Genomic DNA, 22,304 nt, shown 5'->3' on the forward strand with positions numbered 1-22,304 from the left:
CCGCGCACATTGTCCCCCCGGTTTGCTGTACAACAACCTGACTGTTGCGTTGTTCCAGCACCGCACCCTTTGATTTACCCCTTCTTGCGGAGCAATCCATGCGCCTGGCTGATTTCATTGTCGACAATATCGAGCCGATCCTTCAGGCGTGGGAAGACTTCGCCAAGACCATCACGCCGGCATCCATTGGTATGGATTCTGTGGCTCTGCGCGACCACGCCGAGCAGATGTTGCGAACCATCGCCGCCGACCTGCGCACCTCGCAGACGGTCAAGGAGCAGGTGGCCAAATCTCACGGTGACGCCCCGGCGGCAGACATCGAAACCGCTGCCGAAACCCATGCGGTCATTCGCCAGTCTTCGGGTTTTACGGTGGAGCAGATGGTCTCGGAGTATCGGGCGCTGCGCACCAGCGTGCTCATGCTTTGGATGCCCCACACGAAGGTGGTCGACAAACAGGTCATGTCCGACGTGATTCGGTTCAACGAGGCCGTGGATCAGGCCTTGGCTGAGTCCGTCGTCAGTTATTCGGGCGCCGTCGATGCGGCGCGCAACATCTTTCTCGGGATTCTGGGGCATGACCTGCGAAGCCCCTTGGGTGCGATCCTGTTGAGCTCCGAGGTGCTGCTGCGGGCTGGAGACCTGCCCGCCAAAGCCACCAAGATTTCTTCACGCATCTACACCAGCGTCAAGCGGGCCACCAAGATCGTCGGCGATCTGCTGGATTTCACCCGTACCCAGCTGGGGTCGGGCATTCCGGTGCAGCGCTTCAACGGTGACCTGGTGGAGGCCTGCGAAGGCATGGTGGAGGAGGCGCGGGCCTATCATCCGGAAAGCAGAATCGTCTTTGAAACGACCGGTCCCCTGGAAGGTTTTTTTGATCAGGCACGCATCGAACAGGTGTTCGCCAACCTGATTGGCAATGCTGTCCAGCACGGTACTGACGGTGCGCCGATTACTGTTTCGTTGAGCAGCGACGGGGATACGGCGGTCATTGCGATCAACAACCAGGGCAAGACGATCGAGAAAGACGCCATCGCCAGTATCTTCAACCCGATGATCCGGCATCTGCGCAGCGGTGACATGCAGTACGGTTCTACGGCCGGGCTGGGGCTTGGCCTGTATATCGCCTCGGCGATCGTATCGGCCCATAAGGGCACCATCGAAGTTCATTCAAAAGCGCGAGTGGGCACCACTTTTACCGTTCGGATTCCGCTCCACGCGGATTGATGGTGTGTTGTCTTGATCGACTTGTCAGACTATCCGCAACTCCATAGCTCCACAGTCGGCTGACGTGCTGTAGGCGGCCCCAACCAATGGCTCATCGGCCGGCAATTGCCATCGAAGCACAACTGGTAGTCACCGGCTTGAGGGGTACGCCCCAGTTTCAGTGGTTGCAGGGGCGGCAACTGGCGTTGATAGTGCCAACTGCCGTTTTTCAGTTGGGCGCCTTCGGGAATCTCCATGCCGGCGCCATTACCCCTGACCCTGGCCTCGCCCAGGACCAGACCCTGCCCGGTGACGCGGTAGTCTTCCTCCCAGCGGATTTTCTCGATGGTGTGGTTCCACGCCAGCGTGAAATCGGCAATTGGAAGCTGGGCCCAAACCACACCGGACAGGCCCAGGCACAAACCGATCACGCCTTGGCCAACCCGACGCGGCGCGAGCGCCAGATGTGCTGGAAGATCAGTAGCCCACCCAGCACGAAGCCGATCTCATCAGTCAGTGGCAGCGCCACCACCAGCAACGCGCCGGCGGCAAAACACATCAGGCGTTCCCAAATGGGCATTTTCTGTTGCAGGAATCCGGTGGACGCCATTCCCCAGAGCCCGACGGCTAGCAATGTCTTGATCAGCATGTACGCCGTCATCCACAAGTTGTCGTCCTGAAGCATCAGCGCCGGGTTATAAACCGCCATGAATGGAATGACGAAGCCGGCGAGGGCGATGCGCACTGCCCAGAAGCTGATCTTCAGGCCGCTTTCCCTTGCGATAGGAGCGGCGGCAAAACAGGCCAGCGCCACTGGCGGCGTCAGGTCCGCGAGGATGCCGAAATAGAACACGAACATGTGTGACACGATCAACGGCACGCCTAATTCCAGCAGGGCGGGCGCAGCGATCGAGCTGGTGATGATGTAGTTGGGAATGGTCGGTATGCCCATGCCCAGCACCAGGCAGGTGAGCATGGTCAGGATCAGCGACAGCAACAGGTTGTCCCTGCCGATGGCCAGGATGTAACCGGCAAAGGTAGAGGCTACGCCGGTCAACGAGACTACCGCGATGATGCTACCCACCAAGGTACAAGCGATCCCCACCGGAACGGCATGACGCGCTCCGTCCACCAGGGCGTGTAGGCAGACGGTGAGGGTTTCCCGTGTGCCTTTCATGAACCAGCAGGTCACCACCAGCACTCCGATCACCGCAAAGACGATACCGATGCCCAGCCGGAAAAAGCCGACGCAGAGCACACCCAGTGCGATCCAGAATGCGCAGCGCAGGGCGTAGTTTGAGACTTTGAGAATGATCGCCGAGCCGAGAATCACGATGGCTGTCAACGCGAGCCCCACCATGCCGGAGAACAGCGGTGTGCGCCCGGAAAAGAGCAGGTAGACCAGCACTCCAAGCGGGATCAGTAGGTACCAGTTTTCCTTGACCGCGCCCCAGGCGCTGGGGCACTGGTCCTTGGGTAATCCCTTGAGGTCGGAGCGCTTGGCCTCCAGATGAACCATCCAGAACACTGAGCCGAAGTACAGGCATGCGGGTATCAACGCAGCCTTGGCGATTTCAACGAACGGCACATTTATGGTTTCGGCCATGATGAATGCCACCGCGCCCATCACCGGCGGCATGATCTGGCTGCCCATGCTGGAGGTGGCTTCCACGCCACCGGCAAATGCCGCCTTGTAACCGAAGCGTTTCATCAGCGGGATGGTGAATTGCCCAGTGGTCACCACGTTGGCGATGCCCGAGCCGGTGATGGTGCCCATCAGTGCCGATGACACCACGGCCACTTTCGCCGGCCCGCCCAGCTTGTGACCGAACAGACCCATGGCGAAGTCGGTAAACAGCTTGATCATTCCGGCTTTTTCAAGAAAAGAACCGAACAGAATGAACAGGAATATATAAGTGGCCGACACGTAGGTTGGCGTGCCGTACAGCCCTTCAGTGCCGAAGGACAACTGGTTGACGATTTGATCGAAGCCATAGCCGCGATGGGCCAGGTCGCCCGGCAGGTATTCGCCGAACAGGCCATAGGCCAGGAACAGGCCGCAAATGATCGGTAACGCTATGCCCATTACCCGCCGCGCCGCCTCGAACACCAGCACGATGAGGATAATGCCTATGACCATGTCTGTAGTGGTCAGGTCGCCGGAACGCTGGATCAGGTCAGCCTCGAACACCCATTGATAAAGGGCTGTTGCGACGCCTGCCAGGCTCAAGAGCCAAGCCAGGGGTTGCCAGGGGCGATTCTTGCCATAGGCCGGGTAGCAGAGGAAGACCACCCACAGCAGAAAACCGACATGCACTGCCCGCAGGACGATGCTGGAGACGGGGGAAAACGCGGCGGTGACAATTTGAAATACTGAAAACAGTAAGGCCACGTAAAACAGTGTCTTTGGCCAGTCCCGCGGGTCCGTGGCGATGCCGTGTTGGTCTTCATTCATCAGGTGCGTGCCTTCTGTTCACATCCGCGGGGGAGCACGACGGGGCAACGGTGGCCAGCGCCGTTGCCTCGTATGGGTTACAGCGCGCCAACTTCCTTGTAGTAGCGCTCGGCCCCGGGGTGGAGCGCGATCGGCAGATTCTTCGCGGCGTTTTGCAGGGTGATATCTTTGGCCGCCGAATGGGAAGTGCCCAGGCGGTTGAGGTTTTCAAACAGAAGCTTGGTCATCTGATAGGCCACCTCGTCCGAGACATCCTCTCGGGTGACCAGAATGTTGGTAATGGCCACGGTCGGCACGGCGTTGGTCTGACCGTCGTAGGTGTTGGCCGGAATCATTGCGCTCTGATACGCCGGGTTGCCGATTTTCTCCACGACATCGGTGGGAATCGACACGTAATTCAGCGCCATGGTTGAAGCCAGGTCACGAATGGCCGCCATCCCCAGACCGGAGGACTGCAGCGTGGCGTCCAACTGGCGGTTCTTGATCAGGTCCACCGATTCGGCGAACGGTAGGTACTGGACCTTCATGTCCGTGTAGGCCAGCCCCGCTGCCTTGAAGATCGCCCGGGCGTTGAGCTCGGTGCCGGATTTCGCCGCGCCGACCGAAACGCTCTTGCCTTTGAGGTCCTCCAGGGTCTTGATGCCGGACTCCTGGCTGGCGACGATCTGGATGTAGTTGGGGTAGGCGCCGGCGATGGCTCGAAGCTTGGTCAGTGGTGCCTTGAAGCCAGCGTCTTCCACGCCATTCTTGGCATCCGCCACTGAGTCGCCCAAGGCCAATGCCAGTTCCCCGCGCCCGGCTTGTAGCAGGTTCAGATTTTCAACCGAGGCCTTGGTGGCTTGCACCGAAGTCTTGGATCCCTCGATTGCGCTGCTGTAGATCTGCGACAGCCCAACCCCGATCGGGTAATAAACGCCGCTGGTGCCCCCTGTCAGAATGTTGATGTACACCGGGGCGGCCTGGACGGTGGTCGTGACCACCAGGGCAGCGACGGCGACCAGAAGGATGCAGCGTTTGTTGACTCGCATGGGGAACTCTCCGTCTTGTTATGGCTTTATGCAGAGTCTTTCCACTGTAGTCGAAACTCGGGCGGTGGCGAGTTAGGCCGTTACGAAGGTTTTTTGTGGTGAAGGGATAAATCCCCTCGCCACAGGTTCCGTCTCGGGCTGGATATTTGCTAACTGTCTGGCTGAGAGAGAAAAAACAAGCAGTGGGGCCGTGCCACAGGTACCTGACGGGTGGCTCTGCCTTGAGCCTCTCAGGCGGTTTTTCAGGTTGTGCGTGGATAATGTCAATTTTGTTACAATCGGTTAGAGTACTCGCCGCCCGAGAGATGGATCCCGGGCGTTTTCTCATGGAGTATTCAATGAAACACCTCAGCAAAGTTGCCGCCTGCGCACTGCTCGGTCTGGCCCTGGCGGGTTGCACCGGCACCCCGATGAAGACCCAGCAATACGACAGCAGCCAATACACCGTGGTTGGCCACAGTGAAGCGAAGGCCACTGGCCTGCTGCTGTTCGGCGTGATCCCGATCCAGCAGAACAACCGTTTCGTGCGCGCTCAGAACGCGGCGATCAAGGCCAAGGGCGGCGACGCCATGATCAACACCCAGGTGCAGGAAAACTGGTTCTGGGCTTGGGTCCTGACCGGTTACACCACCTCGGTGTCCGGCGATGTGGTCAAGCTGAAAAACGTTCAGTAAGACACCGCTGTTGTGGCGAGGGAGCTTGGCTCCCGCTCGATTGTGCAACAATCGCAAAATCAGGACTGCTACGCAGCCCAGCGGGAGCAAGCTCCCTCGCCACAAAACCTCAATCATCGATGAGCCTTTTCTTCTCAGCCCATCAACGTCCTCCCACCACCATATGACTGAACGGCGCCACATACGCCTGCAACGTCACCAGCCCCCCCACCAGAATCGCCAGCACCACTGAGTGGAAAAACACGTAGCGTAGAATTTCCCCTTCGTGGCCGTACCAGCGGGTAGCGGTGGAGGCCACCACGATCGATTGGGCATCGACCATCTTGCCCATGACCCCACCGGAACTGTTGGCCGCGGCCATCAACACCGGGCTGATTCCCAACTGCTCCGCCGTCACTCGTTGCAAGCCACCGAACAGCACGTTGGATGCGGTGTCCGAGCCGGTCAGCGCTACGCCGAGCCAACCCAACAGCGTGCCGAACATGGGATAGAAAATACCCGTGGCGGCGAAGGCCAGGCCCATGGTGGCGTCCAGGCCTGAATAGCGGGTAAGAAATCCAAGCGCCAGCATCGCCACGATGGTGATCAGCGAATAACGCACCACCCATAGCGTTCGCAGGTACTGGTGCACCAGCTGCGGGATGGAATAACCCATCAACAAGCCGCCGAGAATGGCCGCCAGGAAGATGCCGCTGCCGGTGGCGGTGAACCAGTTGAACTTGTAGATCGCTTCTTCGGTTTTAGGCTGGGGCACCACGGGCGGGACTTTTTCGATCTGCTGGTGGATGGTACCGAAGGTGACCATGGGCGAGAAAATCGGATTCGCTTCGCGCAGTGGCTTGCCCTGCGGGTCGAGCCTGGCCGATTGGGTTTGCGGGTCCATCGCCGGGCGAGTATCGAACAGGTTCTTGAAGCCCTGGGTGCCCCAGGCGAACACGAACACCGTGAGGATGATCCACGGCATCCAGGCTCGCAGCACCGCCGGACGTGCATCGCTGGCAAAAGCGCCGCTGGCGAGCGGTTTTTCATCCTCGCTCGCCTCGATTTTCGAGTCATCGACCCTTCCCGACAACGCGGCGGAAGTGTGCACCGTGGCCGGTTTCCAGACCTTGAGAAAGCCGGTGAGGCAGGCCATGGAAATCAGTGCGGCAATCACATCCACCAGCATCGGCCCGTGGAAGTTGGACACCAGGAATTGCGGGACGGCGAAGCTGACACCGGCCACCAGAATGGCGGGCCAGATTTCCAGCATCTTGCGCCACCCGGCGAAGGCCCAGATCAGCCAGAACGGTACGATCACCGAAAAAAACGGCAACTGCCGGCCCACCATCATCGACAGTTCCATTTCATCCAGCCCGGTGACCTTGGCCAGGGTGATGATGGGTGTACCCAAGGCGCCAAATGCCACCGGCGCGGTATTGGCGATCAGTGCCAGGCCCGAGGCGGCGAGGGGCGAAAAGCCCAGGCCTATCAGGATCGCCCCGGTCACTGCCACCGGCGTACCGAAACCGGCCGCGCCCTCGAAGAACGCGCCGAAGCAGAAGGCGATCAGCAGCAATTGCAGGCGCCGGTCGTCGGTGATGCGCGCCAGGGAATCCTGCAGGACCTTGAACGAACCGTTCTCGGTGGTCAGCCGATGCAGGAAAATAATGTTGAGCACAATCCAGCCAATGGGCAGTAACCCGTTCGCCGCGCCATAGAGCGCCGCCGAACCGGCCATGCCGGCCGGCATGCCGAAGGCGAAAATCGCGATCAGCAAGGCTGAGGCCAGGGCCAACAACGCCGCCAGGTGCGCCTTGATATGAAAGAACGCCAGAGACGCCAGCATCACCACCACCGGAACCGCCGCCAGGAGCGTCGACAGCACCGCATTACCGAAGGGATCGTAGACTTGTTGCCAGACCATGTTCCACCTCTGCTTTTTATTGTTGGAAGTGCAGACCCCTGGGGGATTGGCAGAAGAGTATAGGTGGGGTTTGGGGCAGGGATTGGGGCAGGTGGTGCCGGCTAGCGCGGATCGGCGCGCTCACCTTCCTGCGCTCGAAGCTCAAGGCTCAAGCCATCGCAGCTTTGCGACCAGGCGCTGAGCCATTGCGCCATGGCCGGTGACTGTTCGGCCAGTCCCAGCGCCCGAACAAACTCCCCTGGTGCAATCGTGCCCCGGGCCGAGCGAAACAGGCCGCGCATCACCACCACACCCACCACGCGCCCCTGGCTTACGAAGCGGTGTTCCATGAAGGTCCACTTTTCGTCCCAGCCCAGTATCCGGGTGTGGACCTCGAACGCTTCGAACAGCTTCAACTCCCGCCGAAACTTGCCCCAGACGTCCCCCACGATCGGCACCGCACGGTTGCGCAACGCCACTTTGTAGGCGCCGCTGCGCAGCACGTAATCCATGCGGCCGACATCGGCCAGGGTGAAATAGCGCCCGTTGGTGACGTGGCGATTGAGGTCCAGGTCCAACGGCCATACGCGCATGCGTACTACGGTGGTGTCCAGGGGAGCCGCTGGCTTGCGCCAGGGACGACGAAACAGCATCAGCAACAGTCGGAACCAGAGATTCATAGATACGCCGCGAGGGTAGAAAACGCCGCACTTTAGACGTGTGGCGTGGCCTGGGCTAGGTGTGCAAATGACTGTTTTCCTGGAAAACGCGCTTTTGGGGCATGTCTTGCGGTTCGAGGCTCACCAAGAGCCTGTGGCGAGGGAGTTTGGTGGGAGCAAAGCTTGCTCGCGACGCAGGCACCTCGGTTCCAGCGAGAGACCGCGTCAGCTTCGTCGCGGGCAAGCCTTGCTCCCACGTAACCTCTCGCACAAGAGGAACTCGCAGGCTTCAGCCCTTGGCCGCCATCGCAGTCACTTCCACGCGCATGCCCTCAACTGCCAGCGCCGCCACGCCCACCGCAGCGCGAACCGGCCACGGCTTGGCGAAGAAGCGTTGGTAAACCTCATTGAATGCGGCGCGGTCAGCCATGTCGGTCAGGTAGATGGTCAAGTGCAGCACCCGATCCATGGAACTGCCGGCGCCCTCCAGTGCAGTCTTGAGCGCCTGCAACGTGCACTCGCTCTGCTGGGTGATGTCGCCCAGCTCCAGGCTGCCGTCGGCACGAGTGGGAATTTGGGTGGAGACCAGTAGGCCGCCGAAGCCGGCGACGTCGGAGGAAATAGAGTCCGCGTCCGGATCAGGGATGAACGTGATGTCTTGGTTCGCCATGGAAGTCTCTTGCTCGAAAGAAATATTGGGCGCTCGCATCGCAAGCGACCGGCCTGATGGTGTCGGGGGCAGTTTACCGCTCACTGTTGAACCAGGGGGCTTGCCTTGGCGCGACCCACGGAAAAATGCTGTCGTGTTTCCAAAAGCCAGGTCTTAGCGCGAATTCCGGTCTGCATGGATAAAGTCCACAAAAGCCCTCAATGGAGAGGGCAGGTAACGGCGACCGGGATAGTAGAGAAACGGCCCGGTAAAACGCTGCCACCAGGGTTCAAGGACGGGTTCCAGCACGCCGCTGTCCAGGTAGGGCCGTAGCCAGTCCTCGAACAGGTAGACGATGCCCAACCCATCCACTGCGGCTTGTACCGACAGGTCAACCGCGCCGCCGATACGGACAATCAACGGGCCGCTGGGGTCGACGCGCACGGTTTCGCCGTCACGTTCATATTCCCAGGGCGGCATCGCGCCGCTGGGGAACTTGCCCCGTAGACAGGCGTGTGTGAGCAGGTCCCGTGGATGTTCGGGCCGGCCCCTGGCGTCGAGGTACGCCGGTGAGGCGGCTGTTGCGAAGCGTTGGAACCGTGGGCCGATGGGGATGGCGATCATGTCCTGCTCAAGGCGCTCGTCATAGCGAATGCCTGCGTCACAACCGGCCGCGAGCATGTCGACGAAGCTCTCTTCGGCGACCACTTCAAGGCGGATGTCGGGGTGGCTTTTCAGGAACGGCGTGATGATCGAGGGCAACACCAGCCTGGCGGCGCTGACCGGCACGTTCAACTTGAGGGTGCCCGAGGGGCGGTCGCGAAAGTCGTTGACCACATCCATCGCCGACTCGACTTCACCCAGGGCCGGCACGATGCGCTCCATCAACCTGGCCCCGGCTTCGGTCGGCGCCACGCTGCGAGTGGTGCGGTTGAGCAGACGCACCCCGAGCCGGTTTTCCATCCGCCTTACCGCATCGCTCAGGCTCGAGGCGGACTTGCCGCTTACCCGCGCACCTTCGCGAAAGCCCCCGGCATTAACCACCGTCACAAAGGACAGCAAGTCTTGAATATCCGTCACCATTGTTCTCTCCACCGTACAGCCCGTGCCGATTGCACCTGATTATCAATGGAGTAGTCAACGCCTATAGTCGACTCACTCACATTGATTCGAGGGGCACGAAATGAGTATTGCAGGCAAAGCAGGCACTTTTTTACTCGGCCAGCGCAGGGTCAATCGCATGGGCTATGGCGCGATGCAGTTGGCGGGGCCCAATGTGTTCGGGCCTCCCAAAGACCCGGCAGCGGCGATTGCTGTGTTGCGCGAAGCCCTGGCTGCGGGGGTTAACCACATTGATACCGCCGACTTCTATGGACCTTATGTCACCAACCGGCTGATCCGCGAAGCGTTGCACCCTTACGCCAAGGACCTGGTCATTGTGACCAAGGTCGGTGCCGTTCGCGGCTCCGACGCCTCCTGGGACCCGGCCTACAGCCCCGCCGAGTTGACCCGTGCCGTCCACGATAACCTGCGTAACCTGGGCGTGGAGGTACTGGACGTGGTCAACCTGCGGGTGTGGGGAGACCTGCATTCGCCTACGGAAGAGTCCATCGAGCAATCGTTCACGACACTGGCCGAACTGCAGCGCCAGGGCCTCATCCGGCACTTGGGGCTGAGCAACGTCACCGCCTCGCAGGTCAAGCAGGCCCAGGGCATCGCCAAGGTGGCCTGCGTACAGAACCACTACAACCTGACCCATCGGGATGACGAGCAACTCATTGCCGAACTGGGCCAGCAGGGCATCGCCTACGTGCCATTCTTCCCGCTGGGCGGCTTTACACCGCTGCAATCGCAAACCCTCTCCAGCGTCGCGGCGCGCCTGGAGGCGTCGCCCCTGTGTGTCGCGCTGGCGTGGTTGCTGCAACGCGCGCCCAATATCCTGCTCATACCGGGTACGTCGTCGCTGGCGCATCTGCGGGAAAACCTCACGGCAAGTGAGCTGGCGATCCCGCCGCAGATGTTGGATGAGTTGGATGGGTTGGTCCCGGCAGGCTGAAGGGCGCCGTTTAGCTGTGGCGTTCATCCACCTCGGGCCGATGCTTTTCAGACCAGTTGTTGAGCGGGCGAGCACGATCTTCGTTGAACATTTCCGTCAGCAGCGCATTCGCGCGCCGATAAGCGTCGTGTCTGAAGTTAAGGTCATCGGCCGGCTGGGCAACAATTTCATCCAGCATTTGCAGATTCAGTCGTCGGAACTGGTCTGCTCTTTCACGGGCTTCGTAATGTCCTACACCCATCTGCACCAGCGCACTTCGACCCAATGACAGTGCGCTTTCGAAGGTCTCCCGCTCGGCCGCATCCACCCCCATCTGCCGAAGGCTGATGATGTGTCCCATGTCCCGCGCGCGCACGACCAACTTCAACGCTGGAAAGTGCTCTTTAGCCAACCGGGTCAGCTTCAAGTTGTCTTCCTGATCGTCTATTGCGTTGATCAGCACAACCGCCTGGGCCGCGCCGGCCGCTTGCAGCAAGTCAAGGCGCGTGGCATCGCCATAAAATACTTTCACGCCGAATTTACGTAGCGTTTCAATGTTGTCAGGGTCGTGATCCAGTACCACCACGTCGACGCCGCAGGACATCAGGAGGCGCCCGGCGATTTGCCCAAAGCGGCCGAACCCCGCGATGATTATCCGCGGATTCTGCTGGTCGATGAGGTCCGATTCCTGGCTGTCTTTCTTGGTGGCGGACTCTATTCGACCGAGCAGCAGGATGAGCAAGGGCGTCAGGCACATGGACAGGGCCACCGCCAGGGTCAGGCTTTTTCCCCATTGATCGGTCAATAGTCCGGCGACCGTCGCAGCGCCGAAAACCACAAAGGCAAACTCGCTTCCCTGGCCCAGCAACACCGCCTGCCATGAGCGCTGGCCTGCTGGAACATTCAGGAATCGACCCACTGACTTGATCACCAGCAGCTTGATCAGGATGAAACCAAAGGTCAGGGTGATGACCTTCAACGGCGCATTGATCAGGGTGCCGAAATCAATCGACATGCCGACGCCGATGAAGAACAGGCCCAGCAGCAGGCCTTTGAAGGGTTCAATGTCGCTTTCCAGGGCGTGTCGGTATTCAGAGCTGGCCAGTAATACCCCGGCGAGGAATGCGCCCATGGCCATCGACAGGCCGGCTTCTTCCAGGAGCAAACCGAAGCCGAACACCAGAAACAGCGCTACGGCACTGAAAATCTCCCGCAAGCCTGATCGTGCAACGAAGCGCAGGGCCGGTCGAGAAACGTATCGCCCCAACAGTACGACGATACTGATTGCAGCGACGATTTTGGCGATGGATATCGCCAGGTCGATGCCTGAAGGAGTACCACCATGGGCCGCCAACAAAGGAATCATGGCCACCAGGGGAATGGCTGCGATGTCCTGGAACAGCAGCACCGCAAAGCTGCTGCGCCCAACGGCGGTGGCGGTCAGGTTGCGTTCGTTCATCGCCTGCATGGCGATTGCCGTGGAGGACAGGCTCAGTGTCAGGCCTACCAACAGTGCTGCGGTCCAGTCCAGCCCAAGCGCAACGCAAAACAGAGCGATAGCCGCGCCACAGGCGAGCATCTGCAGAGAGCCTCCGCCAAACACCATTTTGCGCAGCGCCCACAACCGTTTTGGATCGAGTTCTAGCCCAGCATCAGGACGACACCGATTTCCGCAAATTCCAGGATGGCCTTGACGTCTGTCACAAGCTTCAGGCCCCACGGGCCGATCACACAACCGGCAAGCAGATAGCCCAATACCGGACCCAGTCCCAACCTGACGGCGATAGGCACGATCAACGCCGCCGAGCCCAGGTAAATGAGCATTTCAATCAGACTGTGAGTCTCCATATCAATCTTCCTTCCAGGAGGCCAGGCGTGCGCAATAGTGCTCGATTTGGGCGTGTTGGGAGTCGCAGGCATCGGCATAGGCGCCGTGGACCACCACCGGTTCCAGCCAGCGCATGTTGCAATAGAGGGTCGTTGCGTGGAGGGGTTGGGCCAACGCCGAAAAACCTGGGTAGTCACCTATCTGGAAATGATCGTGCTCGCCACCTGTCGTGACGGCCCACAGCAGGCTCTTGCTTTTGAGGGCGACGGCACCTCTACCGTATGCCCAACCTTGAGTGAACACTTTATCGATCCACAATTTCAAAAGGGGCGGGGAGCTGTACCAGTACATCGGGTGTTGAAGTACGACAAGTTGTGCCTGTTCGACCGCTCGCTGTTCCGCCTCGACGTCGATATCGAAGTTTGGATACAAGTCGTACAGGGAACGTATGACCACGTCCGGATTGCTCGACACTCGCTTGAGCATCTCTTTGTTGACCCGTGATTTTTCGGGATAGGGGTGCGCGTAAATGATAAGAATCATCGGTGAAATCCTTGGTGTTCAGTTGGCTCCGTCGATCCTTGCCTGTGGTTAGCGCGAGCGATGGGGAACGATTGCTCTCGACTATTTCAGCCGAGTGATACAAACAAGAGCGCCTTCCTGGAACAGGGTCCAAGCCTACCGGCCGGACATCCTATCGAGGAAGGCGCTGATTGTTTAGAGCATTATTCGCCGGTTTGTGTGCTCAACACGTCTTAATCGGCGGCACATAGGCCGCCGTTGTGCACCAGGTGATTACGCTTTCAGCCGCGCTGCATGATCGTGTGCATAGGTTTCCAATGTACGAGGCGCTACACCCGTCAGGGTCTTTACATCGTCGGTTGCAGCCTCGGTCCAGCCTTCACGTACCGGATAGAAGATGGACGCCATGAAAGCTGCATAGTCCGCCGGCACGCCAGACCCCTTCAGAAGTTCAATAAAAGCTTCGTCCGAGATGGCGTCATAGCGAATCGTTCTGCCCACGATGTTGGAAAGTACCGCAGCCGCTTCGGCGTAGGACAGGCCCTGCGGACCTGTCAGGTTGAACGCCTGGCCATCGAAAGCAGTGGAGGTCAGTGCGGCGATGGCGCTGGCCGCAATGTCCCGCGCGTCGATGAAGCTCGACTTGCCGTTACCGGCGGGAAGTGCGATCTGACCGTGGTCGATACCCGCTTTCCAAAACGTGTGGAAGTTGTCGCTGAACCAGTTGGGACGCAAGATGACAAAGGGCGTCCCGCTGTTGCTCAGCGCGATTTCGACTTGGCGGTAGGGGATGGAGTCGTCAGCGTCGACACCGATGACACTCTGGAAGACGATTTTAACGTTACGCTGGGCTGCGGCTTCGATGAAAGGCAGCAGAAGGTCCTGCACATCCAAATAACCGGAGGGCAACAGCACATACGCGCGGTCCGCATCTTCCAGGGCGGCAGCGATGGTAGCCAGCTCGCTGAAATCAAAAACCACACCTTCAGCACCTTCCACTGGCTGTCCACCGCGAGAGGCGGCTTTCACTTTTTCGCCCCTGGCGATCAGGCCGTTGACGAGTGGCCTACCGACCGTACCTGTTGCACCGAGAACAAGGATTTTGTTCGACATTTCATTCTCCAAAAAGGGATCTGCGATGGGCCTGAATCAAGCCTGGGTGAACAGCTCGGTCAGCCCTTCGGCTTGAAGCGCGGCCTTGACGGTGGGACGCGCTTCGACGCGTGCCATGAACGCTTTCAACGCTGGTTGAGCGTCGAGTGAAATGCCGAAGTTGGTAGACCAACGCGTGACAGCAAAAAGATAGGCATCGGCAACGCTGAAGGTTTCGCCCAGGAGATAAGCGCGACCATCGGCCAGTATTGCGTTCAGGTAAGTCTGCTTGGCGATGACTGGGCGCTGGGCTTCTGATGGATCCGCGTGCGCAGCGAGGTAGAACAATGGGGTCCAGGCTTTGTGATATTCAGAAGCCAGGTAATTGAGTATCTCCTGCAGGCGCGCACGTTCCAGTGTTCCGTTTGCTGGGAGCAGTGACGGGGCATAGTGATCGCCCAAGTATTGCAAGACCGCAACGCCTTCTGTTAGCACCGCTGCGTCATCGAATACCAGGGCTGGGACCGCGCCTTTGGGGTTGATTGTGTAATAGTCCTCGCCGGACTCGGTCTGGTGTTGCCACAAATCGACTTTCACCAGCTCGCAGGGTACCGCTGCTTCGCGAAGGACGATGTGGGTCGCTAACGAGCAGGAGCCGGGCGAATAATAAAGTTTCATGGTGATAAGGATTCTCTGGTGGGGGAGGTCCTCATGCTATCACCGAGGTTACCTTTGTATAGCTAGTAACTTAATGTTACCTTCATTCTCCGGTTTCCATTCGGTAACGTAGTGATAGTTCGGAAATCTGAATCGACAGGGCGAGTGGAAAAATGTCTTTGAAAATGCGCAAAAGCAAAGTAGCCAAGCCAATGCCGGACTGTGCGGTGGGTGCTTGCATGTGGCTGCTGGGTGGTGCTTGGACCCCGAGCGTGCTTTGGAACCTGAGCGGCGGCCCTCGTCGCTTCGGTGAGTTACGCGCGGACATTCCCGGCATCTCAGCGAAGATGCTGTCAGGCCGACTCAAGGATATGGAAGAGAAGGGCGTCGTTATCCGCACGGTCATGGCGACTTCGCCGCCTTCAGCCGAGTACAGCCTGTCCCCGTTGGGTCAGGAGCTGCTTCCGGCAATCGATGAAATCGCCCGGATTGGCTATAAGCTCAAGCAGCAGCAGACATCTGAAACGGCAGCCAGCGGCGATAATGACGCGACTTCGCAAGACAGCGCTTCAGCGACGTAGTGCTGCCCACCTCTATTCAATTCAGTGGCAGCGAGACCTTGACCTCCAGCCCGCCACCCCGTCGATTCCTCAGGGTCAGTGTCCCTCCATGCTCAAGAACCGTCGCCCGTGCTGCCGACAGGCCCAGCCCGACGCCGCCGGTGTTTTTGTTGCGTGAACCCTCGAGGCGGAAGAAGGGCGCGAACACCTGCTCATGGTATTGCAGCGCGATGCCTGGCCCTCGGTCCAGGATGCGAATTTCAACCTGTTCGGTCCCGGCCTTGAGTTGAACACTCGGTTCGCTTCCATATTTGATCGCGTTGTCGATCAAGTTGACCAAGGCCCGTTTGATCCCGATGGGCCGGCCTACATAAACAAACCGAGGGGCACCGTCGAATGAAACGTCGGTGCCGGCATCCTTGAGATCGTCGACGACGGTGTGCAGCAGTTCAGCCAGGTCGAACGCGGTGGCATGTTCAAGTCGTGCGTCGTCGCGGAAGAATTCCAGCGCAGAATTGACCATTGCCTGCATTTCATCCACGTCCCTGAACAGTTTGGATTGCTGCTCGGCATCTTCGATGAATTCCCCGCGCAGGCGCATGCGAGTCAACGGCGCTCGCAGATCGTGGGAGATGGCGGCAAGCATTTGCGTGCGGTCCTGAAGGAAGTGTTTGAGCTGGGCTTGCATGGCGTTGAAGGCGAGGATCGCCTGGCGGATTTCGTGCGGCCCGATGACGGGGATGGGGGGCGCCTTGTGATCCACGCCAAAGCGCCTGGCGCCTTCGGCAAAGCGTTCCAGCGGCGTTGCCAGATGCCGCGTGGCAATCAGGGCCACGATGAAAGTCGATAGCAGAATCAGCGAGATTATGATCAGGTTGCGTGCCCATTCCCCTAGCCCCCAACTGCGCGAGGGGACGGAAAATATCACCCACGAATGGTCGGTTAACTCAATCACCACGGCGTAGCGTCTGGCCGGTTGATTGCCCGGCCAGTCGCCCGGCTCGTAGGCCTCTATCCTGGCGTTGGGTCTGCCCAGCAGTTGGTGCAAGAGCACCGAGCCCTCACTGAACTCTGGATCGTCAATCAGCGGCAACCGTGCCTCTTCATACCGCTGTAACCATTGCGCGCTGAACGCCTGGTCACTGGCCGCCCTGGCAATATCGGGCCGTTGTTGGGGCGCGACTGAGTCGATGATGCGGGTGATGGCCGCAACCTTTTCCATCAGGCCGGTTTCCATCAGGGGCGGACGCGCCCAGGCCCCGGCCAAGAGGCTGAACAGCTCGTTCAGGGCCAGCAATGTCAGCATGGCAACCATGGTGGTCAGGGCGATCCAGCGCGCCACCGTGTCCCGTGGGCGATGAGGGCCTGAGCGAGACGGCTTCATCGTTTCATCACGTGGGGGCTGAAGAGGTAGCCGCTGTTGCGAACGGTGCGGATCATGGACGCGCCGGTGATATCAGTCTCCAGCTTGCGGCGCAGCCGGCTGACTTGGACGTCGATGCTTCGGTCAAACGCGTCGTACGTCTCGCCGCGGGCCATGTCCAACAGTTGCTGGCGGGTGAGCACCCGGCGCGGGTGTTCGGCAAATACCAACAACAGTTCGAACTCCCCGGTAGACAGCGGGATCATGACTTTTTCCGGTGAGCGCAACTCGCGACGGGTGACATCCAGTTGCCAGTTTTCGAATTCCAGAATCAGCCGGGAGGCGTCGTTCAATGTGCCCTTGGCTTCGCCGGTGCGCCTGAGTACGGCACGGACCCTGGCCAAGAGTTCTCGCGCGTCGAAGGGTTTGGTCAGGTAATCGTCCGCCCCCAGCTCCAGGCCAACGACACGGTCACTCAACTCGCCCATGGCCGTGAGCATGATGATGCCGACCGTATGCTCGGCCCGCAGTCGCTGGCAGAGGACCAGTCCACTGTCTCCCGGCAGCATGACGTCGAGGATGATCAGGTCCGGCAACTGTCGTTCTACCGCTTGCCACAGGGCGGCACCGTCGGCGGCCACTTCCACGCTATAGCCATGTTGCTCAAGGAATTTGCGCAAGAGGGCGAGGACTTCGAGGTCATCGTCCACTAGTAATAAATGGCTCACGGTGGGCACGCTGGGCAATGAATACAGGAGGGGATACTAGGGGCAATCCATGGCCTGCGTCATATATTTCAATCCGGTAATAAAGTTGCCGGCGAGCAATGTTCTGGAAATCTTCAGGCAAAAAAACAGAGGCAGGATCACTCCATTCCTTTGCCGAGAGCGCCATGTATGCCGATCATCAAATCCTCGCCGTTACTTGTTCAATCCTCTTTAGTCGTTGTGTTGGCGGCATTCGCCAGCGGCTGCACGAGTACGCCCGCTGCATCTGCGGGCAGTTGTGAGCGCGCGACCTATACCGTTCATGATCCTGCAGAGCCCATCAATCGAGGCATCTTTGCCTTCAACCGGACAGTGGATGACTACGCCCTGGCTCCCGTTGCCCGTGGTTATCTCAAACTTCCGCAAGTCGTGCAGACTGGCGTTCACAACTTCGTCGAAAACTTCGGCGAGCCCAAGGTGTTCATCAATGACTTGCTACAAGGCAATGTACAACGCTCGGTCAATACCTTGGGGCGGTTCGCTATCAATACGACCGTGGGCATCGTTGGGCTGATCGATGTATCGGGCAAGCTTGGCATCGAGCGCCACGAGGCCGATTTCGGCCAGACGTTCGGTGTCTGGAACATCGCCCCTGGGCCGATTGTTGAACTGCCGCTGCTGGGGACCGCCAACCTGAGGGATGTGACGGGCAAAGTGGTGAGTTTTGCAGTCGATCCGTTTGGCAGTAATAGCGATACCGTTGACACGCTGGGCACGATCAACACCGCAGGTGGCATCGTCGATGGTCGTGCACAGGCGTTCCCGCTGACAGACGAGTTGCAGACCCAAACCGATTACTACACGGCGCTGCGAGATGCGGTGGCACAGCGGCGCGCCGATTTTGTCGCGCAGGGGAAGTTGGGCGCGGTCGTCCACGAAACCTCGCACTGCCAGGGTGCAGAGGCTGTTGATGAGTAACGAGACGCTGGTATTGCATCGGCGAATGAGAACGTCCGGCCAAGGTGCATTGCATTGCCGCGAAGTTGAACTACGGCTGGCCGAGGATGGCCGTCACGTATTGCTCAGTCGCTACGTCGAGCTGTACCGCCATGAGCAAGTCAGTTGGTGCGTCATCCAGCATCATCGGGTGCCGCTGGCGAACATGATTCGCTGGATGGTCAATAACGGGGAGCGGGGGGCTGGGTGAACATCCTCGGGCTGTCGGTCATTTCGCTAGGCTTTCAGGAGCGCTGCTAGACTTTATCGTCCAGTCCCCCCCTCGGAGAACCCGGATGAATAACAAAAACACGATTTGTCTCTGGTATGACGGCACCGCGCTGGACGCTGCGAATTTCTATGCCGCGACATTCCCCGACAGTGCGGTGCAAGCCGTCCATTACGCGCCTGGCGACTATCCGGCGGGCAAGCAGGGCGATGAGTTGACGGTGGAATTCACGGTGTTGGGGATTCCTTGCCTCGGGCTGAACGGCGGCCCGATGTTCAAGCACAACGAAGCCTTTTCGTTCCAGGTAGCAACCGATGACCAGGCCGAAACGGACCGCTTGTGGAACGCGATTATCGGCAACGGCGGCGAGGCGAGTGCCTGTGGCTGGTGCAAGGACAAATGGGGCATTTCCTGGCAGATCACCCCGCGTATTCTGACCACTGCGATAGCCAATCCCGATCGAGCAGCCGCCAAGCGCGCCTTCGACGCCATGATGCAAATGACCAAGATCGACATTGCCGCGATTGAGGCGGCGTTGAAAGGTTAACCGTGGTCACTGTCAATCACCTGTGGGAGCGAGCCTGCTCGCGAAAACGCCGGCACAGCCAACATCGCCGTCAGCTGACCCACCGCAGGTCAGCTCACCCTTTTGGCAGTTTCAGGCAACCTGGCAATCACCTTGATCTCAAACTGAAAACCATACAACCACGTCACGCCCACTCCCGTCAGTGTCGGATGCGGTGCGCTGCCCCAGAATTCGGGCACCACTTTCCAGATTGTCTCGAATGTCGACTCGGGATCGACGATGAAGACGGTGACGTCAATGACATCGTCGAAGGTGCAATCGGCAGCGGCGAGAATCGCCTTCAGATTATTGAACGCTTTGCGGACCTGGGTCTCCAGATCGAGTTCTGGCGAGCCGTCTTCGGTGCTGCCGACTTGCCCCGACACGAATAAAAAGCCATTGGAGCGAATAGCCGGAGAATAGCGATTGCGCTCATAAAGCGCCTGGCGTCCGGCTGGAAAAACAACATCACGCTGCGTCATAGGTGCCTCTATCAAAGGGTCAAGATCGACCCGAAACCAACGATGAAAGCACTCTAGGGGCTTGTACCCAGGCGATAAACGAGCAACCTTGGTGATCACTGTTTGTGAACACCAAACAATCTGATCGATACGAGGCACAAATGGATCGTTTTGATGCGATGCAGGCGTTCGCTCGAGTGGTGGAGGCGGGCAGCTTCACCAAGGCGGCCGAAACTTTGCACATGAGCAAGACCACCGTGACCCAACTGGTGCAGCAGTTGGAGGCACGGTTGCGCGTCAAGTTGCTCAACCGCACGACGCGCAAGGTCAACGTCACCGCTGACGGCGCCGTCTATTACGAGCGGGTGATTCGACTGCTGGCCGACATGGACGATGCCGAGACCAGCTTGTCCGGCGCTCAAGCGCTGCCCCGAGGGCGGCTGCGGGTGGACGTGCCGAGCCCGCTGGCGGCCATGATCCTGGTGCCGGCCTTACCGGCGTTTTATGAGCGATACCCGGACATCCAGATCGACATGGGCGTCAGCGACCGCATCGTGGACATGATCGATGAAAACGTCGATTGCGTGGTGCGCGGCGGCGAGTTGGTGGATCAGTCGCTGATCGCCCGACGCGTCGGCGACCTGGCCCTAGGCGTCTTTGCCGCGCCGAGCTACCTGGCCCGTATGGGCGTTCCTTCGCATCCGCTGGAGCTGGAAGATTCGCAGCATCGCATTGTTGGTTTTTTGTGGGCGCGCACTGGCAAAGCGTTGCCCTATGCCATGCGCAACAGCGGCGAGCAACTCCAGGTCAAGGGGCGCTACGTGCTGGCCGTCGACGATGGCAACGCCTACCTCGCGGCTGGCCTGGCTGGCCTGGGCGTTATCTGGCTACCCAAGTACATGTCCAGGGCTCACGAAGCTCTGGGGGACTTAGTGCCCCTATTCGAAGACTGGCGCCTCGACCCGATGCCGCTCTACGTGGCCTATCCTCCAAACCGGCACATTAGCGCCAAGTTGCGAGTGTTCATCGAATGGGTTGCGCAGCTGATGGCGCAACATGCGCCTGTTGAGACTAAGGGAAGAGCCCAATGATTGCCGAAGCAATCGCCGTACTGCTGGACTACGCAATTTACCTGACACCGGGCCTTGTGCTGTTCGGCCTCTGGTTCGGTTTAACGCCAAAGACCCAGACAGGCTTGCGCATCGTGATTCTGGTGTCGGCGTTTGTGCTGATGCGCGACGTGATGACGCCGCTGCGCATGTGGTCGCTCAGTGGCGATTTGCAGATCGGTTTTCTGGCCAACCCGTTTGTGCTGGCCATGCTGGGTGGTGTGTCGCTGGTGTTGGTCATGCTGATCGCTCGCCTGTTGCCAGACTTGTGGCAGCTGGTTGTTGTGTTCAAAGGTAATCGATTGGCTGGGTTGGCCCTGGGCATCGGCGCGGGATGTTTGATCGGTTTGCCACTGCGGTTTTTTCAAGGCATTGAAACGGCTGCGATTGCGGATTACTGGACTTGGTTGCTGGGTATGGCGGTGCTCGCCTATGGGGCCAACGCACTGGAAGAAGTGCTGTTTCGTGGTTTCCTGCAGGGTTACTTCGAGCTGCACGTCAGCGCGCTGCGAGCGGTGTTGATCAGTGCCGTGGCGTTCTCGGCGCTCCATGCCTTTCTCGCCTTGAGCGTCACCCAACTCGGTTGGCCGATCTTGCTCTTCACGCTGATTGAAGGTGTGGCCTGCGGGCTCATTCGCATGCGCTACGGGGTGGTGGCGTCGACGGCGACTCATGGAACCGCGATATTGCTGATCGCAGTGCCGATGGCCGGGTATTTTTGAGTTAAACCAGCACCGGCATGGTCGGTCGGAGGCTATACCCGGCCGCTCGATTGCAGAGGAGATGCAGCATGGACCGATTCACCGGCGGTTGCCTGTGCGGCAACGTTCGACTTGAAGCCTCGGGGCGCCCCTACCGTGTCGGGCTCTGTCACTGTCTCGACTGCCGCAAGCATCATGGGGCCTTGTTTTACGCCGCTGCCGTGTTCCCCCAGGATGCGGTGACGATCATGGGCGAAACACAGGACTACGCCGGGCGGTTTTTCTGCCCTCGCTGCGGCTCATCGGTATTCGCCCGCACCGGCGACGAAATCGAAGTGAACCTGGGATCGTTGGACGCCCCTGATCAACTGATGCCCACCTACGAAAGCTGGGTCGTGCGCCGCGAGTCCTGGTTGCCACCGTTTCCACTCAAGAAACGATATGAGCATGATCGCGAGGCCACGGGGCGCTTTGAGGAGTAGGGCGCACTCGGCTATCCGCGATGTTACTCAGGCGATTCGCTAGCCGACCATACAGCCAACTCATAACCATCGGGGTCGATGAAGTGGAAGCGCCGACCGCCGGGGAATGAGAAGGTCTCCCGGCTGATGGTGGCGCCTGCAGCTTTGAGTTTGCGCTGGGTCTGGGCAAGATCATCGGCGTATAGGATGACCAACGGCCCGCCCGGTCGGACAGGTTCTCCCGTGGTAAACCCACCTGTCATTCGACCATCGCTGAACTCGGTGTAGGTCGGGCCGTAATCGATGAAAGTCCAGCCGAACGCGTTGCCATAAAAAGCCTTGCTTCTGGCAATGTCGTTGACGTTGAACTCGATGTTGTCGATTTGAAGGTCTTTACCTCGAACGCCCATGAGCGCCTCCTTGGCTGTTTGCTGAAACGATCCTGGATCTAACAACCATT

At 59.4% G+C, this 22,304-nt stretch carries 24 protein-coding genes and 1 pseudogene; 10 read left to right on the top strand and 15 right to left on the bottom strand.

Annotated elements, in window-relative coordinates:
- Positions 1-98: 98 nt before the first annotated feature.
- A complete protein-coding gene (locus ACA047_RS11530; RefSeq protein ID WP_497359303.1) occupies positions 99-1,229 on the top strand; it encodes an ATP-binding protein in 1,131 nt (376 codons plus the stop codon).
- Positions 1,230-1,258: 29 nt separating this feature from the next.
- Here the strand turns inward: ACA047_RS11530 and ACA047_RS11535 are convergent, their stop codons facing one another.
- The 3 genes from ACA047_RS11535 to ACA047_RS11545 form a co-directional block, all read right to left on the bottom strand.
- A complete protein-coding gene (locus ACA047_RS11535) occupies positions 1,259-1,639 on the bottom strand; it encodes a DUF1850 domain-containing protein (protein ID WP_497359304.1) in 381 nt (126 codons plus the stop codon).
- Positions 1,636-3,663 (bottom strand): TRAP transporter permease, encoded by a 2,028-nt coding sequence (locus ACA047_RS11540; RefSeq protein ID WP_497359305.1) that lies wholly within the window; start codon positions 3,661-3,663, stop codon positions 1,636-1,638. The genes ACA047_RS11535 and ACA047_RS11540 overlap by 4 nt, the downstream gene beginning before the upstream one ends.
- 77 nt (positions 3,664-3,740) lie before the next feature.
- Positions 3,741-4,691, bottom strand: a complete 951-nt coding sequence (locus ACA047_RS11545) for a TAXI family TRAP transporter solute-binding subunit (protein ID WP_497359306.1) — start codon at positions 4,689-4,691, stop codon at positions 3,741-3,743.
- A 338-nt stretch (positions 4,692-5,029) separates the two neighbouring features.
- Here ACA047_RS11545 and ACA047_RS11550 point away from each other — a divergent pair, with 338 nt between their 5' ends.
- Positions 5,030-5,365, top strand: a complete 336-nt coding sequence (locus ACA047_RS11550; protein WP_497359307.1) for a hypothetical protein — start codon at positions 5,030-5,032, stop codon at positions 5,363-5,365.
- Between the two features lie 142 nt (positions 5,366-5,507).
- On the opposite strand, the gene ACA047_RS11555 is transcribed toward ACA047_RS11550, so the two are convergent.
- The 4 genes from ACA047_RS11555 to ACA047_RS11570 all read right to left on the bottom strand — a co-directional run bounded on the left by ACA047_RS11555 (position 5,508) and on the right by ACA047_RS11570 (position 9,641).
- Entirely contained in the window at positions 5,508-7,271 is a 1,764-nt protein-coding gene (locus ACA047_RS11555; protein WP_497359308.1) for an L-lactate permease, read from the bottom strand.
- A gap of 101 nt (positions 7,272-7,372) precedes the next feature.
- A complete protein-coding gene (locus tag ACA047_RS11560) occupies positions 7,373-7,930 on the bottom strand; it encodes an acyl-CoA thioesterase (protein WP_497359309.1) in 558 nt (185 codons plus the stop codon).
- Positions 7,931-8,198: 268 nt separating this feature from the next.
- Entirely contained in the window at positions 8,199-8,579 is a 381-nt protein-coding gene (locus tag ACA047_RS11565; RefSeq protein ID WP_497359310.1) for a RidA family protein, read from the bottom strand.
- Positions 8,580-8,732: 153 nt separating this feature from the next.
- Positions 8,733-9,641: a LysR family transcriptional regulator gene (locus ACA047_RS11570; RefSeq protein ID WP_497359311.1), complete on the bottom strand. Its 909-nt coding sequence runs from the start codon at positions 9,639-9,641 to the stop codon at positions 8,733-8,735.
- A 100-nt stretch (positions 9,642-9,741) separates the two neighbouring features.
- On the opposite strand from ACA047_RS11570, the gene ACA047_RS11575 reads away from it, so the two are divergent.
- Positions 9,742-10,614: an aldo/keto reductase family oxidoreductase gene (locus ACA047_RS11575; RefSeq protein ID WP_497359312.1), complete on the top strand. Its 873-nt coding sequence runs from the start codon at positions 9,742-9,744 to the stop codon at positions 10,612-10,614.
- A gap of 10 nt (positions 10,615-10,624) precedes the next feature.
- On the opposite strand, the pseudogene kefC reads toward ACA047_RS11575, so the two are convergent.
- The 4 genes and pseudogenes from kefC to gstA all read right to left on the bottom strand — a co-directional run bounded on the left by kefC (position 10,625) and on the right by gstA (position 14,713).
- Positions 10,625-12,441 (bottom strand): annotated as a pseudogene (gene kefC, locus ACA047_RS11580) (glutathione-regulated potassium-efflux system protein KefC).
- A 1-nt stretch (position 12,442) separates the two neighbouring features.
- A complete protein-coding gene (gene kefF / locus ACA047_RS11585) occupies positions 12,443-12,964 on the bottom strand; it encodes a glutathione-regulated potassium-efflux system oxidoreductase KefF (RefSeq protein ID WP_497359313.1) in 522 nt (173 codons plus the stop codon).
- Positions 12,965-13,216: 252 nt separating this feature from the next.
- Positions 13,217-14,056, bottom strand: coding sequence for an SDR family oxidoreductase (locus ACA047_RS11590; protein ID WP_497359314.1), 840 nt, complete (start codon positions 14,054-14,056; stop codon positions 13,217-13,219).
- Positions 14,057-14,092: 36 nt separating this feature from the next.
- Positions 14,093-14,713 carry a glutathione transferase GstA gene (gene gstA / locus ACA047_RS11595; RefSeq protein WP_497359315.1) on the bottom strand — a complete coding sequence of 207 codons (621 nt, stop codon included), beginning with the start codon at positions 14,711-14,713 and terminating at the stop codon, positions 14,093-14,095.
- A gap of 152 nt (positions 14,714-14,865) precedes the next feature.
- Here gstA and ACA047_RS11600 point away from each other — a divergent pair, with 152 nt between their 5' ends.
- Positions 14,866-15,273, top strand: coding sequence for a winged helix-turn-helix transcriptional regulator (locus ACA047_RS11600; protein ID WP_497359316.1), 408 nt, complete (start codon positions 14,866-14,868; stop codon positions 15,271-15,273).
- 16 nt (positions 15,274-15,289) lie between these two features.
- On the opposite strand, the gene ACA047_RS11605 is transcribed toward ACA047_RS11600, so the two are convergent.
- Together ACA047_RS11605 and ACA047_RS11610 are read right to left on the bottom strand one after the other, a co-directional pair.
- On the bottom strand, positions 15,290-16,636 hold the full coding sequence (locus ACA047_RS11605) for a sensor histidine kinase (protein ID WP_497359317.1): 1,347 nt from the start codon (positions 16,634-16,636) through the stop codon (positions 15,290-15,292).
- Positions 16,633-17,343 carry a response regulator gene (locus ACA047_RS11610; RefSeq protein ID WP_497359318.1) on the bottom strand — a complete coding sequence of 237 codons (711 nt, stop codon included), beginning with the start codon at positions 17,341-17,343 and terminating at the stop codon, positions 16,633-16,635. The genes ACA047_RS11605 and ACA047_RS11610 overlap by 4 nt, the downstream gene beginning before the upstream one ends.
- Positions 17,344-17,511: 168 nt before the next feature.
- On the opposite strand from ACA047_RS11610, the gene ACA047_RS11615 reads away from it, so the two are divergent.
- From ACA047_RS11615 to ACA047_RS11625, 3 genes are all read left to right on the top strand, one after another.
- Positions 17,512-18,300, top strand: a complete 789-nt coding sequence (locus ACA047_RS11615; RefSeq protein WP_497359319.1) for an MlaA family lipoprotein — start codon at positions 17,512-17,514, stop codon at positions 18,298-18,300.
- A complete protein-coding gene (locus ACA047_RS11620; protein WP_497359320.1) occupies positions 18,293-18,529 on the top strand; it encodes a hypothetical protein in 237 nt (78 codons plus the stop codon). The genes ACA047_RS11615 and ACA047_RS11620 overlap by 8 nt, the downstream gene beginning before the upstream one ends.
- An 85-nt stretch (positions 18,530-18,614) precedes the next feature.
- The gene (locus ACA047_RS11625) at positions 18,615-19,094 is read left to right on the top strand and encodes a VOC family protein (protein WP_497359321.1); all 480 of its coding nucleotides are present in this window, start codon (positions 18,615-18,617) and stop codon (positions 19,092-19,094) included.
- An 89-nt stretch (positions 19,095-19,183) separates the two neighbouring features.
- Here the strand turns inward: ACA047_RS11625 and ACA047_RS11630 are convergent, their stop codons facing one another.
- A complete protein-coding gene (locus ACA047_RS11630) occupies positions 19,184-19,594 on the bottom strand; it encodes a RidA family protein (RefSeq protein WP_497359322.1) in 411 nt (136 codons plus the stop codon).
- Positions 19,595-19,734: 140 nt separating this feature from the next.
- On the opposite strand from ACA047_RS11630, the gene ACA047_RS11635 reads away from it, so the two are divergent.
- The 3 genes from ACA047_RS11635 to ACA047_RS11645 all read left to right on the top strand — a co-directional run bounded on the left by ACA047_RS11635 (position 19,735) and on the right by ACA047_RS11645 (position 21,865).
- Positions 19,735-20,664, top strand: a complete 930-nt coding sequence (locus ACA047_RS11635) for a LysR family transcriptional regulator (protein WP_497359323.1) — start codon at positions 19,735-19,737, stop codon at positions 20,662-20,664.
- On the top strand, positions 20,661-21,404 hold the full coding sequence (locus ACA047_RS11640; protein WP_497359324.1) for a CPBP family intramembrane glutamic endopeptidase: 744 nt from the start codon (positions 20,661-20,663) through the stop codon (positions 21,402-21,404). Before ACA047_RS11635 ends, ACA047_RS11640 begins: the two co-directional genes overlap by 4 nt.
- Before the next feature lie 68 nt (positions 21,405-21,472).
- Entirely contained in the window at positions 21,473-21,865 is a 393-nt protein-coding gene (locus ACA047_RS11645) for a GFA family protein (RefSeq protein ID WP_497359325.1), read from the top strand.
- Between the two features lie 23 nt (positions 21,866-21,888).
- Here the strand turns inward: ACA047_RS11645 and ACA047_RS11650 are convergent, their stop codons facing one another.
- Positions 21,889-22,254, bottom strand: a complete 366-nt coding sequence (locus tag ACA047_RS11650; RefSeq protein WP_497359326.1) for a VOC family protein — start codon at positions 22,252-22,254, stop codon at positions 21,889-21,891.
- Positions 22,255-22,304 lie beyond the last annotated feature (50 nt).

The organism is Pseudomonas sp. LBUM1664 (assembly GCF_059695895.1).

What these genes read in the sequence shown, in the direction of transcription:
- ACA047_RS11635 (WP_497359323.1), top strand. Translation starts at nt 19,735, where the DNA reads ATGGATCGTTTTGATGCGATGCAGGCGTTCGCTCGAGTGGTGGAGGCG.
- ACA047_RS11555 (WP_497359308.1), bottom strand. Translation starts at nt 7,271, where the DNA reads ATGGTCTGGCAACAAGTCTACGATCCCTTCGGTAATGCGGTGCTGTCG.
- kefF (WP_497359313.1), bottom strand. Translation starts at nt 12,964, where the DNA reads ATGATTCTTATCATTTACGCGCACCCCTATCCCGAAAAATCACGGGTC.
- ACA047_RS11550 (WP_497359307.1), top strand. Translation starts at nt 5,030, where the DNA reads ATGAAACACCTCAGCAAAGTTGCCGCCTGCGCACTGCTCGGTCTGGCC.
- ACA047_RS11545 (WP_497359306.1), bottom strand. Translation starts at nt 4,691, where the DNA reads ATGCGAGTCAACAAACGCTGCATCCTTCTGGTCGCCGTCGCTGCCCTG.
- ACA047_RS11605 (WP_497359317.1), bottom strand. Translation starts at nt 16,636, where the DNA reads ATGAAGCCGTCTCGCTCAGGCCCTCATCGCCCACGGGACACGGTGGCG.
- ACA047_RS11530 (WP_497359303.1), top strand. Translation starts at nt 99, where the DNA reads ATGCGCCTGGCTGATTTCATTGTCGACAATATCGAGCCGATCCTTCAG.
- ACA047_RS11630 (WP_497359322.1), bottom strand. Translation starts at nt 19,594, where the DNA reads ATGACGCAGCGTGATGTTGTTTTTCCAGCCGGACGCCAGGCGCTTTAT.
- ACA047_RS11620 (WP_497359320.1), top strand. Translation starts at nt 18,293, where the DNA reads ATGAGTAACGAGACGCTGGTATTGCATCGGCGAATGAGAACGTCCGGC.
- ACA047_RS11600 (WP_497359316.1), top strand. Translation starts at nt 14,866, where the DNA reads ATGTCTTTGAAAATGCGCAAAAGCAAAGTAGCCAAGCCAATGCCGGAC.
- gstA (WP_497359315.1), bottom strand. Translation starts at nt 14,713, where the DNA reads ATGAAACTTTATTATTCGCCCGGCTCCTGCTCGTTAGCGACCCACATC.
- ACA047_RS11590 (WP_497359314.1), bottom strand. Translation starts at nt 14,056, where the DNA reads ATGTCGAACAAAATCCTTGTTCTCGGTGCAACAGGTACGGTCGGTAGG.
- ACA047_RS11560 (WP_497359309.1), bottom strand. Translation starts at nt 7,930, where the DNA reads ATGAATCTCTGGTTCCGACTGTTGCTGATGCTGTTTCGTCGTCCCTGG.
- ACA047_RS11625 (WP_497359321.1), top strand. Translation starts at nt 18,615, where the DNA reads ATGAATAACAAAAACACGATTTGTCTCTGGTATGACGGCACCGCGCTG.
- ACA047_RS11615 (WP_497359319.1), top strand. Translation starts at nt 17,512, where the DNA reads ATGCCGATCATCAAATCCTCGCCGTTACTTGTTCAATCCTCTTTAGTC.
- ACA047_RS11570 (WP_497359311.1), bottom strand. Translation starts at nt 9,641, where the DNA reads ATGGTGACGGATATTCAAGACTTGCTGTCCTTTGTGACGGTGGTTAAT.
- ACA047_RS11565 (WP_497359310.1), bottom strand. Translation starts at nt 8,579, where the DNA reads ATGGCGAACCAAGACATCACGTTCATCCCTGATCCGGACGCGGACTCT.
- ACA047_RS11640 (WP_497359324.1), top strand. Translation starts at nt 20,661, where the DNA reads ATGATTGCCGAAGCAATCGCCGTACTGCTGGACTACGCAATTTACCTG.
- ACA047_RS11540 (WP_497359305.1), bottom strand. Translation starts at nt 3,663, where the DNA reads ATGAATGAAGACCAACACGGCATCGCCACGGACCCGCGGGACTGGCCA.
- ACA047_RS11575 (WP_497359312.1), top strand. Translation starts at nt 9,742, where the DNA reads ATGAGTATTGCAGGCAAAGCAGGCACTTTTTTACTCGGCCAGCGCAGG.
- ACA047_RS11650 (WP_497359326.1), bottom strand. Translation starts at nt 22,254, where the DNA reads ATGGGCGTTCGAGGTAAAGACCTTCAAATCGACAACATCGAGTTCAAC.
- ACA047_RS11645 (WP_497359325.1), top strand. Translation starts at nt 21,473, where the DNA reads ATGGACCGATTCACCGGCGGTTGCCTGTGCGGCAACGTTCGACTTGAA.